This window comes from Vibrio nitrifigilis (genome assembly GCF_015686695.1).
GTDB classification, from domain to species: domain Bacteria; phylum Pseudomonadota; class Gammaproteobacteria; order Enterobacterales; family Vibrionaceae; genus Vibrio; species Vibrio nitrifigilis.
The window spans coordinates 2911119-2927737 of sequence record NZ_JADPMR010000001.1 but is presented as its reverse complement, the minus strand read 5'-3'; the positions used below and the strand labels follow the sequence as shown (position 1 = coordinate 2927737).

Sequence of the window (16619 nt, the reverse complement as noted above, 5' to 3'; positions counted from 1 at the left end):
TATTCTTTCTATTCTCTCCAACAACGCCTGTTACGCAGCAACAAGAGACACACGCTGTTGTTGTTCAATCAACCAACTGGTCCATGCTTCCATCCCCTCTCCCGTACGAGCAGAAAGCTTTAGGATTTGAATAGTTGGATTGATCTTTTTCGCATTCGCAATGCATTCATCAATATCGAAATCGACATAAGGCAAGAGATCGATTTTATTAATGATCATTAGGTTAGAGGCGGCAAACATATTTGGGTATTTCAACGGCTTATCCGCTCCTTCAGTCACCGATAGGATCACCACCTTCGAAAACTCACCCAAGTCAAAACTTGCAGGGCAAACCAGATTACCAACGTTTTCAATAAACAGTACCCCCTGCTCTAAGTCTCCTAATTGATGGTACGCTTGGTGGATCATATCGGCGTCTAAGTGACACCCTTTTCCCGTATTCACTTGAATAGCAGGCACTTGTGTCGCACGGATCCGATCCGCATCATTACTGGTTTGCTGATCGCCTTCGATCACCGCACAACCGATTTGGTTCTTGATCTGCTCGATCGTTTCAGTAAGAAGCGTTGTTTTACCTGAACCAGGACTAGACATTAAATTCAGAGCTAACTGATTCTGGGCGATAAAATGCTGACGATTATGCTCAGCAACTTGATTATTCTTACCTAAAATATCTTGCTCAATACTGATCAACTGTTTCTGTGAAACCCCTGCAACATGAGTCTGGGCTTCACCTTGACCAAAATGTAGATCGCCATTACTCGCAACCACGCCGTCACTTTCATGATGACGATGAGCATGCTCATGTTCATGATCGTGGGGATGTTGATGAGAGTGATCATGGGGATGGGGATGGGGATGGCTATGACTGTGATCATGTGAGTGAGGTTCTGAGCCAGCAGAGCCCTCGATGTGATAATGCACATGATGATGTACATCACCATGGTGATAATAGTGATGGTGAATGACCACAGATTGAGTTGATGCGTGTTCCGCATCGTGGTGGTGATCATGTCCATGATGGTGCTCGTGAACATGTGGATGGGCATGATCGTGTTCATGCTGGTGACCTTCAATATGGCTGTCACCACAGCCGCAAACAGTACACATTTATTCTACCTCAATGTTTTTAATCTGAAGTTCTTCACCCGTTTCAATACGCAAGTTATAGCTCTGACATTTTGGGCAAGCATCCATATGGCTACGAATATCCACATGGGTGCCACAATCCAAGCAGGTACCACTGGCAGCAATGGTTTCAATCATCAATCTCGCCCCTTCTGCCACAGTATCTCGACTGGCAAATTCAATACCGGTGCGCAACGCATCGGGTTCTATACAAGAGAGAGCGCCAATACTTAACGTTAATCCGGTGACCTTGCTGACATGGTGTAACTTGGCTTGCTCAACCACGATATCAACCGTTTTAATGCTCATGGATAATTCGTGCATCAGGTGCTCCTAACAAATTCTTGGTAACAATTCGCCGACAGGAAAATCCAAATAGCGCTTACTTCCCCAAGGACTACACAAGATAGGCTTAGCTGGAGAACCTTGGGTGACTTCACCGATGATCGCAGCCTGCGATTGAAAGACCAGCAACACAGACAAGGCATCTTGCGCTTGCTGAGCAGGAACCGCGAGAATAAAGGTACCTTCATTGGCTAGATCATAAGGTTCAAAGCCAAACAGCTCACACACCCCTTTGACCGCAGTATCTACAGGAATGGCTTGCTCATCTAAACGCATTTGCACGTTCGAGCTTTGGCACCATTCGTTAAGTACCGCCGACAAACCGCCTCGAGTGGCGTCACGCATTGCTCGTGGCGTAATCCCCTTGTTCAGTAAAGTGTTCACAATTGGCCATAAAGCTGCACAATCACTTTCAATCTCACTCTCTAAACGCAAAGATTCACGTGCCGCTAATACACAAGCGCCATGACGACCAATATCGCGAGAAACCAATAAAACATCCGTAGGCTGCAACTGGCTCGCTGAGACATTCGGTAGCACAATTTCACCGATACCCGTGGTATTAATAAACACCTTATCAGCGCACCCTTTCGGCACAACTTTCGTGTCACCACATACAATTTGCGCACCGGTTGGCACGATTTCCTTAGCCATCGTATCGACAATGCGCTCTAAGTCGCTAAATGGAAAACCTTCTTCAAGAATGAAGCTACAGGTGAGATATTTGGGTTGAGCGGCAACCATGGCCAAATCATTGGTAGTTCCTGCGATAGCCAAAGAACCAATATTGCCACCAGCAAAGAATAGCGGTTCAACCGTAAAGCTATCGGTTGTCATCGCTACTGGTCCATTCAAAGTGAAAGTGGCCGCATCTTCCGCTTTTAATAATGGGTTTTCAAACCGACGAAAGAAAAGGTTATGGATGAAATCATTCATCTCACGTCCGCCACCGCCGTGGCTAAGTTGAACCTGTTGTGGGCGACTCATGACAAGCTTTCCTCCATTATTCCCGCATAGCGATAATAGGCGTTACACGCCCCTTCTGAACTGACCATACAACTCCCCATTGGGCGAGTTGGAGTACATCCTTTCCCGAATACTCTGCAATCAGCAGGTGTCGCTAAGCCACGTAAAATATCTCCGCAACGACACGCTTTATGATCAGCAACAGCATGAGTCGGTAAAATAGCCTTGAATTCAATTTCTGCATCGCGATGAGCGTAACGATCTTGCAGACGAAGAGCAGAATGAGGAATAGGACCTAACCCACGCCAATTAAAGCTTTCTCGCACAGTAAAGATTTTATCGATGAGCTTTTGGGCAGCCATGTTCCCTGCCATAGAAACCACACGTTTGTATTGAATATCCAAACGATGTTCACGCTCGGCCGCTTGTTCGACCAACATCAAAACAGATTCCAACACATCAACAGGCTCAAACCCGGCGACCACAATAGGGATATGATGCTCATCAACAATCGGCTGGTAGATTTTTGCGCCAGTAATTGCGCTCACATGCGAAGGGCCAATGAACGCGTTGATAGGGGTTTCTTTGTCAGCCATAACCACTTGCATAGCTGGTGGCACAAGAACATGGTTAATATGAAAATAGAGATTATCTAAGCCGCGTTTTTCCGCCATATCCACCAGCACAGCAGTCATTGGCGTCGTGGTTTCAAATCCAATCGCAAAAAACACCACTTTTTTATCTGGATTCTGCGCCGCAATCTGCAGTGCATCCATCGGATCATATACCGGTTCGACTCGGCCCCCTTTAGCGCGACATTGAGCCAGTGATAATTGAGACCCCGGAACCCGAATCATGTCGCCAAGGCAAACCAAAATCACATCCTCGGTCATGGCTAACGCAATCGCTTGATCAATTCGCTCTTTAGGCATCACGCATACTGGGCAGCCCGGACCATGCACAAAGTGCAAATTGTCGGGTAATAACTGCTTCAAACCATACTTCATTATTGTATGAGTATGGCCACCACACACTTCCATGATATAGAGAGGCTTGGTGAGTGTTTGGGCTTTTAGCGCGATCTTGTCCGCTAACGCTTTCACCACCTCAGGTTGACGATACCCATCATACAATTGGCTGCTCAAACTCATAACATAACCTGCATATGATCTTGCTCCATTTCATTGAGCAAAGACTGGTACATCTTTAGGTTCTCTTCTGCTTCCTGTTGATTAATTTTGCTGATAGCAAAGCCAACATGTATCAACAGGTGTTCACCAACGATGACAGGCTCTTCTATCAAACTAATACTGACTTCTCGTATTACGCCTAACGTTTCAACCTTGGCCGTAGCGTTATCTACATCAACACTGACCACACAGGATGGAATACATAAACACATAATCTTTTCTCTTGTTGATGACAGAGCTCAGTTCGCTCTATCGGTTTGAGTCTGGTGATGAATGCCATACCAGAGCTGGCCGGCTGCAATACCGCCATCATTCACTGGGATAACTTTTCCACTCATCCACTGCCGACCCTGTTGCGTAAAATCCTGAGCCACCGCATTTAATAAACGGCGGTTTTGAAATACACCGCCAGAAAGCACAACAGGCAGCTCAAGGTATTGCTGACTTTTTACCACGATGGCATGCGCTAAGGCGTCAATGAACCCCGCACTGACTTGACTCTGCCACCCTTTATCATGCTGAGTTTTATCCTGAATCAGCACCTCTAACATTGGCCACCAATCTAACTGATTCTGTTCATTCCAAGGCAGACAGAATGGTTCACCTTTTTCGTTATGTTCAGCTTTACTAGCATTTAGAACATCATGATCCAAACACTCATTATTCATTGATTTAATGAGATTTTCATTTAAATCACAGCACTCATGTACAGCTTTAGGATCATTTGGACACCTATGATCTAAAAGCCCAGCAAGCTGCTCCATCATTAAGCCACTTTCCCCTTCGAAATCGGGCGTCGACACCAATTCAAGCAATGCAGCGATACCATCAAATAAACGCCCAATCGAACTGGTATAAGGGGAATGTTTTTCACTGCCCCACAACCGATATAAGTTGTCGAAATAGTCAGGGCTCCACGACTTAAAAATGGCTAAATCGAGCGCTCTAATTTGTTCGATAGACAGATGTTCCAGCAGCATGGCGTAAAGAATTCGTGCGGGTTGATGAATGGCTTGTTCACGTCCTATCAAACGAAAAGGTTTTAACTGAGCAATACGTTGGTAACCATCGATATCAGCAACCATCACTTCCCCACCCCATACGGTTTCATCTTCTCCCCAGCCAGTACCATCAAAAGCGAAGCCTAAGATGGACTTGGTATATTGATGTTCAGCCATCACTGAAAGAAGGTGGGCGTAGTGATGCTGCAGTGAAATCACTGATTCGTTTTGTTCTGTCGCAAATTGAGTAGAGAAATAACCAGGATGACAATCACTGATCCATTGCTTAGGCTGAGTTTGATAGAGGTGAGGAAAATACTCACTCATGGTGATAAAACGGCTTTGCGTATCAATATTGTCAATATCGCCGATATAAGGAGAGAGCATCCACTGTTCGGGCAGGGCAAACGCTACACTCGACTTTTGCTGCGCGCCGACTGCGATAATTGGCATTTGAATGCCATCACAAGCCTGGCTATAGGGTGCAAACCCTCGCGCCATACGTAATACTCGTATTTCCCCAGCTGCTAAATGCACCACACTGTCATCACAAGCATTCACAATCTTTCGGTTATGATCGAGAACACCATCGAGTTGACCGCCAAATTGCTGAGCAATCTCGTCACGTTGTGTCGCCAGTGGCACGCCTGAAACATTGGCACTGGTCATGACTAACGCCCGTACACCCAAATCAGCCAACGCTTCCATTAACAACACGTGCAAAGGTGAATAAGGCAACATCACCCCTAAAAAAGCCATATTGGGCGCAACCGACTGCCCAAGACTAAGCCCATCGTCGCGCCGACGCATCAGTACAATGGGAGCTGCTTGTGACTGTAATACCTGCCACTCCGCCGACTCTCCCACGACCAATTGCTGCGCAGTCTGTAAATCAGTCGCCATGATGGCTAACGGTTTACGCTGGCGATGCTTTAATTGACGTAACCGTTGTACCGCTAACTCATTGGTGGCGTCGCAAGCAAGATGAAAACCACCTATGCCCTTTAGCGCAATCACGCCGCCTTTGGCTAAACAACTTACCGCCTCTTGCAACGCATGCTCTTTTATCTGAGCGGGTTCTAAATCTTCCGCAGAATAGAACCATGACAGATGTGGACCACAATGATCACAACTGACTGGCTGAGCATGGTAACGACGATCGTTTGGATCGTGATAAGCGCTTTCGCACGTTGGGCATAAAGCGAAGTTTGCCATCGAGGTAAATTCACGATCATAGGGCAGCTGTTTGATGATCGTAAAACGTGGACCACAATTTGTGCAGTTGATAAACGGATAACGGTAATAGGGCGAAGTGGGATCATGTAACTCTCGATAACAATCAGGGCACATGGCCTGATCAGGTGCCACACTAACCATCACATCATGCTGTCTGTCACTCGTGACGATCGAAAACTCACTCACCGCATGAAGCTGATGCTCTTTAATACTGATACGATCAACTCGGGATAAAGGCGGTGTTTTCTTCTGTACCTGATCAATAAAAGCATCGATGTTTTCCCACTGACCTTGCACATCAATTTGCACGCCAGCCGTGTCATTACACACCGATCCTGCCAATTCATACTGGGTGGCTAACTGATAAATAAAAGGTCGATACCCAACCCCTTGAACCACTCCAGTGATATGAATTAAACGGCGGGATAGCATAATTAGTGCTCCAAGTTACACCAGCATATTTTATTGATAATCGACATAATTAACGTCTAAAACTAATATCCACCTAATGCAAACAATGAATATTAAAATTAATTAAATATCGTGAAGAAAAATAAAACCAACCAGTTATAAATATTTAACTGACGCCTATTTTATCGAAGAGAGTGGGAATATACAGTTCTGTTAATTGACCCAAATCAAGCACATGGCAAACATTTTTTTCGTGCTTGTTTTTATTATATTTAGATCTAAAAAATGCAGTTATTATCCATATGTATTATTAAAAATAACTAATTAATAAGTGACTGAGGGATAACTGCATATAATGAAAATTTACATTGCATCAACGTATTATTTTTCACTTGGAAATTTGAGTCTTTCAGGGTGTGTATAAATATTGGCACGACCACGTCGACAATAACCACATAAAGTAAGATTCAGCTGATCCGCCATTTCCACCGCCATATTGGTTGCAGCTGATACAGCAAAAAGGAACTGCACCCCACTTGCAACCACTTTTTGTACCATTTCAAAGCTGGCTCGACTGGTTACCAGTATGGCTCCTTGCGATTTTTGCTGACGCAAAACCCATCCCACTAACTTATCTAACGCAATATGGCGACCAACATCTTCAAATATTGCCTCTATCTCCCCTTCAGCAGACAAATAGGCCGCGGCGTGAGATGAACCTGTCACCTGATTTAACACTTGATGAGCATGTAAGTTGTCTAAAGCGTACTGCAAATTTTCGATATCAAAAGACGTTGCGGTAGGTAGAGGTTGACTATAACGGCATACCGAATCGAGTTTTTCTGTACCGCAAATGCCACACCCTGTCATACCGGCGAGTGAACGGCGCTTTTGTTGCAAGCGATCAACGCAACGATTAGCAATTCGCACGTTAACGGTAATACCATTGTCTTGCTGTTCAATATCAACATCATGAACATCTTTGAGCTGATCGATAATCCCTTCAGTCAAAGCAAATCCAACCGCGAATTCTTCTAGATCCATCGGCGTACACATCATGACAGTGTACGCAACACCATTAAACTCAATCGCCACTGGCGTTTCTTGAATCAGGGCGTCTTCTTCTTGCTGCCCATCATTCCCCTGTTGATAACGGATCATTGGCTTGATCTTGTAAGCTGGGAAATCGACGGGAGACAACTCAACACTCATGCTGTTTTCCTTAGCGGGTTACACTTCTGGTAAATAATCTTTGCTGCTAATACCCATTTTCTGCATGCGAGACAGCAACGTAGTTCGCTTTAATCCTAACTTGGCCGCAGCGCCCCGAGCCCCAGCTACAATACCATTGCAATCACGCAATGTTTGGATCACCACATCGCGATCCATATCTGCTGCAGCCACAGGAACGGTTGGCTTTTCATCGTCGCTATCGTCAAGTTCAAGTCCTAAACTCACGAGCTCTTCCACGGGAACATTCAACACATCCCCACGAGTTAAGATGACCGAGCGCTCTATAAAGTTTCGTAATTGTCTAACATTACCAGGCCAATCAAAAGCACTTAACGCCCGCATCGAATTATTAGCAACGGCGGTGATATTCTTACCCATTTTTTTCGAAATCACACGGGTAAAATGTTTCACCAATAGTGGAATATCTTCAGGCCGCTCCCTGAGAGGAGGAATAATGATTGGAAAAATATTCATACGATAATAGAGATCACTGCGGAATGTTTTCTCTTCAACCATTTCCAGTAAGTTGGCATTGGTTGCAACAACAATACGCACATCAACTGGGATAAGTTGATTACGCCCTACCCGTTCAATCTCATTTTCTTGCAGTGCACGTAATAACTTAGGTTGCAGAGAGAGGGGCATATCCCCTACTTCATCGAGAAACAGTGTCCCATTATTGGCTTGCTCAAAGCGTCCGACACGACTGCTCACTGCCCCAGTAAATGCCCCTTTTTCATGGCCAAATAATTCACTTTCAAACAAACCTTCAGGCACCGCTGCACAGTTCATTTTCACCATGCGTTTTTGGCTACGGCGACTCATCTTATGTATCGCACGAGCAATCAACTCTTTACCAGTCCCTGTTTCACCAAGGATCATCACCGTACTGTCGCAATCAGCCACCATCGCTACTTGGTCTAACACACGGTTCATCGACTCACTTTGACTAATAATATCATCAAATATCAGATGGTTATCATAACTTTCATCAATCGACTCATATTGACCTTTAGGCATCATTTTGCTGTGAGCTTCATGAACATTAACACTGTGCATGGCTAACGCAACACGCGCTGCCACTTGTTGTAACGTATCAATATCCATACTTGGCATCTGCTTATCATCACGCATCATGTAAGCGATATAACCTACTTTCATCCGCCTAAAAATCAGCGGCATGATGATAATTTTAGTGATGTCATCGGCAAACTGAAGCGTGTTTTTTTGATCACTCAAATACGCTAGCTTTTTATGGTCTAAATAGACTATTTCATTATGGTTAACCGCAGCTTGAAATACCGAATCATCATTAAAAAAGTGGCTCTGTTGATACACTTTGCCATCAACCATTCGCCCGGTATTCTGTGTATAAAGCCCCTGATTAATGTCAATCAGGGCTACATCTGTAATAGAAAAATGCTGGAACAAACACTGCTGAAGAGAACTGAGCAACATCTCTTTATTACTTTGGCTGATCACCGCATTCGTAACATCAACCAGAATATGGTAGTTATCCCGTTCATTACTCAGCTGTTGAGTCATGTTCGATGCTAATTCGTGATCCAAAACATGAGTGACAAACGACACGATCATGCTGTTTTGGAGACGAAACTGACGTTCACCATCCTCCAATTCATCCACTTGAGGATTAATGAATTCAATGAAACCAATTTGCTGATTGGTCGATTTTAAAGGTACTTTGCAGTAATGATGAATATTTTCGTAGGCGGGATGTTCGGTAAAATAAGGATGAGAATAATAGAAACTCACACCATCTAAATTATAAATACCATCATCATAAGGCATACTGTATATATCGTATTCCTGATGATAAAACGCTTCACGGTGCACTTTTTCTTGATCATCAACATAATAAAGTACCGACTCATCAGATTGACCGCAGCGTAATATAATATTGATCTTTTCTACTTGTAAGAATGCACACTCTTCACTATTTAAAAATTTCAACAAGTCGGCAGTATCATTAATCGATAGCATCGCCTTGGAGAAAATCATTAATTCTTGGGCTGTTTGATTCATGGCTACAATAAAAAAGGCTCTTTAGTTGCACGTATAATACCGCATGCATAAAGAACCTTTTTTGATCTTAACTCACTATGAACTTATTTATGCCTGTTCAACATGTGATCTTAAGCGCGCTTTCATCTCGCTGTATTCCGTTTTCACGTAATTTTCAGCCCAAGCTGCGTCTGCGATCGCTTCCACTTTCACCGCACAGTATTTGTATTCTGGCGTACTAGAAATTGGGTCAACGCGTTCGATAGTCAGCTCATTACAAGCACCAATCCACCATTGATAAGTCATGTAGATTGCGCCTTGGTTCACACGAGGGTTCACGTTAGCACGAGTAATGACTTTACCACGGCGAGAAGACACCCAGATCAACTGTTGATCTTTAATGCCGTACTTAGCCGCATCATCAGGGTGAATTTGCGCAAATCCAGGTTCATCAGCCAAGGTGGTTAATGCAGTACAGTTACCTGTCATAGAACGGCAAGAGTAGTGACCCACTTCACGTACGGTCGACAATACCAATGGGTAATCCGCATCGGGTTGTTCTACTGGTGGACGCCATTCCGCGCCAATAAATTTACCTTTGCCAGAAGGCATAGAGAATTTATTGCCTTTAAATAGGTATGGAGTACCTGGGTCTTCTTCATCCACACATGGCCATTGCACGCCTTTAAGGCCAGCCATTTTTTCGTAGGTTGCACCTTCATAAAGAGGTGCTAGATGACGCATTTCATCCCAGATTTCTTCAGTATTGTTGTAATGCATTGGGTAACCCATACGAGTCGCCAACAAGCTGAAGATTTCCCAGTCAGGTTTCACATCGGGTGGCGGAGTCACTGCTTTATAGAAGCGTTGGAAACCGCGGTCAGCACTTGAGTACACCCCTTCATGTTCACCCCAACTGGTTGATGGGAACACGATGTCGGCACGTTCTGCAGTCTTAGTCATGAAGATGTCTTGCACAATCACCAGTTCGAGATCGCTCAATGTCTTACGCATTGCGTTCAAGTCAGCTTCTGTTTGTGCAGGGTCTTCACCAAAGATGTAGTAAGCCTTACATACGCCTTCAGCCACTTTATGACCCACTTCAGTAATGCGGTAGCCCGGTTTGTGAGACAGTTTCACACCCCATGCTTGTTCGAATTTTTCACGAATTGCATCATCAGTTACCGCTTGGTAACCAGGATATTGATGAGGAAGCATCCCCATATCACAAGTCCCTTGTACGTTGTTTTGACCACGTACCGGACCTACGCCCACACCGCGACGACCAAAGTTACCCGTCATCATTGCAAGGCCAGCCAAACCACGAACCACGTCCACTGCTTGACCAAATTGAGTCACACCCATACCCCATAGAATCATAGATTCAGAAGCCGCAGCATAAGTACGCGCTGCTTGGCGAATTTCTTCGCCGCGAACACCAGTAATGTGTTCCACTTCTTCTGGGCGGTAGTTCATGACGATTTTTTTGAATTCTTCAAACTCTTCTGTGTAACGTTGAACGTAATCAACGTCATACAAGTTTTCGTCAATCAAGGTGTAAGCAATTGCGTTAACCACAGCCATGTTTGAACCGTTTTTCAATGGAACCCATTGATCGGCGATACGTACAGACTCAATTTTACGCGGGTCACAAACGATCACTTTCGCACCGTTTGCTTTTGCTTTAAACACTTGGCGAGCGATAACAGGGTGAGAATCCGCAACGTTATAACCAAAGAACAACAGACATTTAGATTCTGCAATTTCATTGATTGAGTTACTCATCGCACCGTTACCTACGGTGGATTCTAAGCCTGATACCGATGGAGCGTGACAAACACGCGCACAGTGGTCGACGTTGTTAGTACCGATGACAGCACGAGCAAATTTTTGCATCACATAGTTTGCTTCGTTACCTGGACCACGAGCAGAACCAGTGGTCATGATAGAATCGGCGCCATATTTTTCTTTAATCGCCGTTAGACGCTCAACAGCAAAATCTAACGCTTCATCCCAAGATACCGCTTCTAATTTTGAATCACGTGTACGGCGGATCATTGGGTGTTTTAGACGTGGAGTCAGTAGGTTAGTATCATTTAAGAAATCCCAACCATAATAACCTTTAAGACATAGGTTGCCTTCGTTAGTGCGGCCCATAGCCGGTTCAGCACCAACAACCTTGTCGTTCTCCACAAGTAGATTCAGTTTGCAGCCAGTACCACAGTATGGGCAAACTACGATGGATTTTTTCATATCAACCTTCTTCAATCAGACAGTAATACCAGCTGCACGAGTTGCAGCTTCTTCACGTTTTTGCTGGCTGGTTTGTTGAAGTTCATCAGAATTAATCAGACTGATAGCACCAGTTGGGCAAACTTCTACACAAGCCGGTCCGTTTTCACGGTGAGAACATAAATCACATTTAACAGCCTGTGATTTAGGCACTTTACGGCTAAACAAAGCAGCATGGCCGTTATTTTCTTCCACCATAGTGGTAACGACCGCCATTGCGCCAAATGGGCAAGCAACAGCACAGGTTTTACAACCAATACAGCGAGATTGAATCACCTTAACGAATCCATCTTCATGAACGATGGCATTGTTAGGACAGACTTGAGCACAAGGGGCGTCGTCACATTGACGACACATGACAGGAGTGGTTACCTGTGCATTTTTCACCAATTGCAAACGAGGTTGAAAGCCCTCGGTACTTTGCAATGTGCCTGTACATCCTTCTTGGTGAGAAATCGCGCATGCTACTTCACAAGTTCGACAACCAATACATTTAGTGGCGTCTGCAAAGACAAAACGATTCATGCGATATCCTTCTAGTGTCGGTACACCAGAGTTATAAAACTCTGATGGCTATTAAGCACGAGACGTGCCAATGTTATTAATAACTTTATGGTTAACATAAGTTACTGTTTTATAATTACTTAAAGACAAAGCTCACGATTAATATCGTTATTCATTGTTGTCATCACGACAAAACTCCCCGTCACTCGACACTAGTGACGAAAACAGTGACACTAGTGACGAGAAGTCTTATCTAGCAGTGAGCATACCCACCATCACCTTCCCAACTAGGAAGGGCATGATAGATCTGCTCAACAGCTTGCTTGACCAACGGATTCATTGGGTAGGAAAAGCCAACCATCTCTGGCTGAATACCAAGAAAAGTGACTTCAGGTACGAAGGTCTTTAGCTCATTGATAAGAAAATTAAGCGGTAAACTGTGGGTAGAAACCAAAAACATATCGGCACTGGTTTCTTGTTCAATCACCCGAATTTCACCGACTTCTTCTCCAAAGTCAGCCGCATCGACGATGACAATTCGGTGCGGTTGGGCTTTACGGATTAAGTGCAAAACATCTTCTGGCATTGTTCCGCCATCCAACACTTCCCACTCATCAAGTGGGTTTTCTTTGCACATTTTGGCAAGTAGAGGACCGGCCGCATCGTCCCCCATCATGTAATTACCGACCGTTAATAAAATTTGTTGACTCATTACCCACCTCGAATCATCAAATACATGGTTGGTTCGTTATAGATTGCCGTGAGTACTTCAATAAATCCGACTGTCAGCTCACGACTTTTCACACTTTGTGCATTCGCATCAATGGCATCGAACGCCAGTGCCAGCATATTGATATGTTCGGGATAAATGGTGATTTCACCAAACATCAAAAAGCCTTTCATCTTGCGATACGCTTCACTCTCCGTGTCTAAAGCAGAAATCCATTCCAAGTATTCAGGCCCAGTACAGACCATCGCTGCACTCAAGCAATCAACGATGCCAAGGTGGTGACCAATCGCTAAGCTGTAATACATGACTTGCTTAGCATCTTGGGGAATGTTGTCTTTTTCATCGATAAATTTGCGAGTTAAGCGATAGAAATAGACGCTGCCTTTTAAATGGCGAGACTCAGCGACATCCATGGCAAGCTCCTTGTGGTTGACCGCCAGTGATTTGATTCATCACTTCACGCATCAAGGTATTCACAATCTCAGTTAACCGTGGATCATCGTTTTTCTCTAAATAGGCTTTAACGTTCTGGTCAACATTGCTGGAGTCGCATGTAACCAGTACATCCAGCAATTCATTGGCAATACGTTTACCTGCGCGGTATCCAGCTAACACGCGAGCTTCACGTTCAACCATCACCCGAATATCGGTCGGAATTCCGGTGTGGCGAAGTGTCGCTGGCTCTTTATCTGCTTGATGTTCTTTACTGTGCATTTTTTGCTCAAGCAAACCCAAGGCAACCGCAAAACCGTAAATAGTCGCAGCAGGTGTTGGAGGGCAACCAGGAATATAGACATCAACGGGCACTATCTTGTCTGTTCCCCCCCACACACAGTAAAGGTCGTGGAAGATACCGCCATCGCAACCACATGCGCCGTAAGAGACCACAATTTTAGGATCTGGAGCAGCTTCATAAGCGCGTAACGCAGGAGCACGCATAGCACGGGTGACTGCGCCAGTGAACAACAAGATGTCGGCATGACGAGGGGATGCCACCACTTTAATACCAAAACGTTCGGTATCGTAAACCGGAGTGGTCGCTGCAAAAATTTCAATTTCGCAGCCGTTGCAACCACCGCAGTCAACACGATAAACATAGGCAGAACGTTTAATTTGCTTAAGTAGAACTTCTTTTAATTTCTCGTGTTGAGGCGAGACAGGAACTGGAACAGTTTCAGTATGGTTGGAACCAGAAAGCTGTTTTATACCTTTCATGCTTCCTCCTTCTCAGACTCAGATTGAGCAACTGCCTGCATTTGTTGCACAGGTGTTTTTATAAAACGTTGGTGGGTAATGTTTTCACCATCGAGCATATTGGCTTTACGACGACATTCTGGGCAGGTTGCTAATTGCTGACGACGCATCTCAAGATGCTCACCCGTTAAACCAGATTGCTCTAGAGTAGCCATGGTGTAATCCAATAGTTTTTGCGCGACAAAAGGCTTGCCACAACATGAACACGTTGCCAATTTGAATTCTGCACTTTCATACAAATCTTCTTTCTTGGTGACAGCCAATTCAAAGTTTGGCGTTAGCTCAATCGCATGAGTTGGGCACACCTCTTCGCAACGACCACAGTAAATACACCGAGCCAAAGATAGCTCCCAACGGCGAGTACCTTTAAGTTCATTGGTTTCCATGATCAATGCATTAGCAGGACAGGCGCGTGTGCACGCACCACAAGAGATACACTGACTCGCATTCAGCTCGGGTTTACCACGAAAATCAGAAGAGACTTCCAGCGGAGCAAAGGGATATTTTTCAGTAACATCCCCTGCTTTAAGAATGGTTTTGAGTAACTTAATCATAACGCCCCCTTACCATGCTTTGAGCGGTGAGTTTTTACGATTCACGCTATATTGCTCAATGGCTTTGTATGGAATGGTCTGGCTGCGTTTTTTCTTCGTATCCACGATGGTGACGCGGTCAGTACAAGAATAACAAGGGTCAAGACTACCGATGATCAATGGCGCATCGGCCACGGTATTACCACGCAACATATAACGAAGTGTTGGCCAGTTCGCGTAAGTCGCCGCACGACAACGCCAACGGAACACTTTTTGGTTATCGCCAGTCATACTCCAGTGCACGTTTTCACCGCGAGGTGCTTCGGTATACCCCAAGGCAAATTTATGCGGAACGTAGTCAAACCCTTCGGTTAGAATTGCCCCAGCCGGCAAGTGATCTAAACCAAACTCAACGATGTTCATCGCATCAAATACTTCACGAATACGCACAAGAACACGCGCTTGTACGTCGCCAGTATCAATGTGCTGCAATTCAATTGGCACTTGTGAATACGCTTCTAGGTGAGCGCCATGCACGATGCGCGCATCACGCGCAAAGCCGCTGCCTCGAATCATTGGACCAACAGGACTAAAATCGCGCGCGATGTCTTTTGCTAACACACCAACGCCACATAAGCGGCTATCAATGTTTGGCGTGGCCAAAAGCATATCGACTAATTCACTGAAGGTTTTGCGCGCTTCACGAATCAAGGCAATGCCTTTTTGGCGCTGCTCTTTTAAAATATCGCGGCGCACACCGCCAATCAGATTCATTCCGTAAGTTTTACGAGCACCTGTTAATAGCTCAGCCAGTTCCATGGTTTTTTCACGCACGCGGAAGAACTGCATGAAACCTGAGTCAAAACCGACGAAGTGGCTCGATAAACCAATATTCAATAGGTGACTGTGCAGACGTTCCACTTCAAGTAATACCGTACGAATCATCTTGGCACGTTCCGGCACTTCGATTTGCAGAGCCGTTTCAACGGAGTTGTTATAACCTACACTATGAGTAAAACCACAAATGCCGCACACACGGTCAGCGAGGAAACCAATCTCGTTATAGCCCATACGGGTTTCGGCCAGTTTTTCCATTCCGCGGTGAACATAGAACATACGGTAATCCGCATCGACAATGTCTTCACCATCAACGAATAAACGGAAGTGTCCCGGTTCATCAGAAGTGATGTGCAGCGGTCCAATAGGAACAATACGGTTAGATTCATCACCTAATTCATTGAGGAATGGGTAATTCTCTGTATCAGTCGTAGGTTCTGGACGCTGACGATGATCCATCGCATCTTTACGTAAAGGATGAAGATCATCAGGCCAATCATCGGGTAGCACCAAACGACGCTCATCCGGTAAGCCCACAGGGCGCAATCCGAACATATCGCGTACTTCACGCTCCCCCCAAACTGCAGCAGGAATGTGTGGCGTGATAGAAATAAATTCTTCCGTATTGGCATCCGCCAGCACTTTAACCACAACCCAGCTTTTCACTTCGCCTTCCATAGAAAGCGCATGATAAACAGCAAAATGGCCGTTTAGGCTGCGTTCATCGTTACCAAAGCTGACCGATAACCAACCACCTTGATCGTAGTAAAGCCATTTCATGACTTCGACTAAAGAGGTCATTTTTACCGTAATGGTAACTTGGTTATCAGCCTGCCACTCTTCTTCAAGAATGGCAGAAGGGAATAAATGACGTACCCCATCAACGTACTGTTTACCGATCTGACGTTGCGAGTAAGTTTGAGTTTTCATATCCATT

At 44.9% G+C, this 16619-nt stretch carries 15 protein-coding genes; all 15 read right to left on the bottom strand.

All coding sequences use genetic code 11. From position 1 onward, the window contains the following. Positions 1–30 precede the first annotated feature (30 nt). Entirely contained in the window at positions 31–1110 is a 1080-nt protein-coding gene (hypB, locus tag I1A42_RS13080) for a hydrogenase nickel incorporation protein HypB (RefSeq protein WP_196123701.1), read from the bottom strand. Further along, positions 1111–1452: a hydrogenase maturation nickel metallochaperone HypA gene (gene hypA, locus I1A42_RS13075; RefSeq protein ID WP_196123700.1), complete on the bottom strand. Its 342-nt coding sequence runs from the start codon at positions 1450–1452 to the stop codon at positions 1111–1113. A 9-nt stretch (positions 1453–1461) separates the two neighbouring features. Further along, a complete protein-coding gene (hypE, locus tag I1A42_RS13070) occupies positions 1462–2460 on the bottom strand; it encodes a hydrogenase expression/formation protein HypE (RefSeq protein ID WP_196123699.1) in 999 nt (332 codons plus the stop codon). Continuing rightward, positions 2457–3590, bottom strand: coding sequence for a hydrogenase formation protein HypD (hypD, locus tag I1A42_RS13065; protein ID WP_196123698.1), 1134 nt, complete (start codon positions 3588–3590; stop codon positions 2457–2459). Before hypD ends, hypE begins: the two co-directional genes overlap by 4 nt. After that, entirely contained in the window at positions 3587–3841 is a 255-nt protein-coding gene (locus tag I1A42_RS13060; protein ID WP_196123697.1) for a HypC/HybG/HupF family hydrogenase formation chaperone, read from the bottom strand. The genes hypD and I1A42_RS13060 overlap by 4 nt, the downstream gene beginning before the upstream one ends. A gap of 27 nt (positions 3842–3868) precedes the next feature. Continuing rightward, positions 3869–6298: a carbamoyltransferase HypF gene (gene hypF / locus I1A42_RS13055; protein ID WP_196123696.1), complete on the bottom strand. Its 2430-nt coding sequence runs from the start codon at positions 6296–6298 to the stop codon at positions 3869–3871. Between the two features lie 360 nt (positions 6299–6658). Next, positions 6659–7489 (bottom strand): formate dehydrogenase accessory sulfurtransferase FdhD, encoded by an 831-nt coding sequence (gene fdhD / locus I1A42_RS13050; protein ID WP_196123695.1) that lies wholly within the window; start codon positions 7487–7489, stop codon positions 6659–6661. 18 nt (positions 7490–7507) lie between these two features. Then, positions 7508–9553: a sigma 54-interacting transcriptional regulator gene (locus I1A42_RS13045; protein WP_196123694.1), complete on the bottom strand. Its 2046-nt coding sequence runs from the start codon at positions 9551–9553 to the stop codon at positions 7508–7510. Between the two features lie 87 nt (positions 9554–9640). After that, positions 9641–11785: a formate dehydrogenase subunit alpha gene (fdhF, locus tag I1A42_RS13040; RefSeq protein WP_196123693.1), complete on the bottom strand. Its 2145-nt coding sequence runs from the start codon at positions 11783–11785 to the stop codon at positions 9641–9643. A 15-nt stretch (positions 11786–11800) separates the two neighbouring features. Further along, positions 11801–12349, bottom strand: coding sequence for a 4Fe-4S binding protein (locus tag I1A42_RS13035; RefSeq protein WP_196123692.1), 549 nt, complete (start codon positions 12347–12349; stop codon positions 11801–11803). 232 nt (positions 12350–12581) lie between these two features. Continuing rightward, a complete protein-coding gene (gene hycI / locus I1A42_RS13030) occupies positions 12582–13040 on the bottom strand; it encodes a hydrogenase maturation peptidase HycI (RefSeq protein ID WP_161153950.1) in 459 nt (152 codons plus the stop codon). Next, positions 13040–13471, bottom strand: a complete 432-nt coding sequence (locus I1A42_RS13025; protein ID WP_161153951.1) for a formate hydrogenlyase maturation HycH family protein — start codon at positions 13469–13471, stop codon at positions 13040–13042. Before I1A42_RS13025 ends, hycI begins: the two co-directional genes overlap by 1 nt. Continuing rightward, complete coding sequence (locus tag I1A42_RS13020) at positions 13458–14273, bottom strand: NADH-quinone oxidoreductase subunit B family protein (protein WP_196123691.1); 816 nt, start codon at positions 14271–14273, stop codon at positions 13458–13460. The genes I1A42_RS13025 and I1A42_RS13020 overlap by 14 nt, the downstream gene beginning before the upstream one ends. Beyond that, positions 14270–14866 carry a formate hydrogenlyase complex iron-sulfur subunit gene (locus I1A42_RS13015; protein WP_196123690.1) on the bottom strand — a complete coding sequence of 199 codons (597 nt, stop codon included), beginning with the start codon at positions 14864–14866 and terminating at the stop codon, positions 14270–14272. Before I1A42_RS13015 ends, I1A42_RS13020 begins: the two co-directional genes overlap by 4 nt. 9 nt (positions 14867–14875) lie before the next feature. Further along, positions 14876–16618, bottom strand: a complete 1743-nt coding sequence (locus I1A42_RS13010; RefSeq protein ID WP_196123689.1) for a hydrogenase large subunit — start codon at positions 16616–16618, stop codon at positions 14876–14878. Position 16619: the final 1 nt, after the last annotated feature.

Coding starts and splice junctions, on each gene's coding strand:
- hypB (WP_196123701.1), bottom strand. CDS start 1,110: ATGTGTACTGTTTGCGGCTGTGGTGACAGCCATATTGAAGGTCACCAG.
- hypA (WP_196123700.1), bottom strand. CDS start 1,452: ATGCACGAATTATCCATGAGCATTAAAACGGTTGATATCGTGGTTGAG.
- hypE (WP_196123699.1), bottom strand. CDS start 2,460: ATGAGTCGCCCACAACAGGTTCAACTTAGCCACGGCGGTGGCGGACGT.
- hypD (WP_196123698.1), bottom strand. CDS start 3,590: ATGAGTTTGAGCAGCCAATTGTATGATGGGTATCGTCAACCTGAGGTG.
- I1A42_RS13060 (WP_196123697.1), bottom strand. CDS start 3,841: ATGTGTTTATGTATTCCATCCTGTGTGGTCAGTGTTGATGTAGATAAC.
- hypF (WP_196123696.1), bottom strand. CDS start 6,298: ATGCTATCCCGCCGTTTAATTCATATCACTGGAGTGGTTCAAGGGGTT.
- fdhD (WP_196123695.1), bottom strand. CDS start 7,489: ATGAGTGTTGAGTTGTCTCCCGTCGATTTCCCAGCTTACAAGATCAAG.
- I1A42_RS13045 (WP_196123694.1), bottom strand. CDS start 9,553: ATGAATCAAACAGCCCAAGAATTAATGATTTTCTCCAAGGCGATGCTA.
- fdhF (WP_196123693.1), bottom strand. CDS start 11,785: ATGAAAAAATCCATCGTAGTTTGCCCATACTGTGGTACTGGCTGCAAA.
- I1A42_RS13035 (WP_196123692.1), bottom strand. CDS start 12,349: ATGAATCGTTTTGTCTTTGCAGACGCCACTAAATGTATTGGTTGTCGA.
- hycI (WP_161153950.1), bottom strand. CDS start 13,040: ATGAGTCAACAAATTTTATTAACGGTCGGTAATTACATGATGGGGGAC.
- I1A42_RS13025 (WP_161153951.1), bottom strand. CDS start 13,471: ATGGATGTCGCTGAGTCTCGCCATTTAAAAGGCAGCGTCTATTTCTAT.
- I1A42_RS13020 (WP_196123691.1), bottom strand. CDS start 14,273: ATGAAAGGTATAAAACAGCTTTCTGGTTCCAACCATACTGAAACTGTT.
- I1A42_RS13015 (WP_196123690.1), bottom strand. CDS start 14,866: ATGATTAAGTTACTCAAAACCATTCTTAAAGCAGGGGATGTTACTGAA.
- I1A42_RS13010 (WP_196123689.1), bottom strand. CDS start 16,618: ATGGATATGAAAACTCAAACTTACTCGCAACGTCAGATCGGTAAACAG.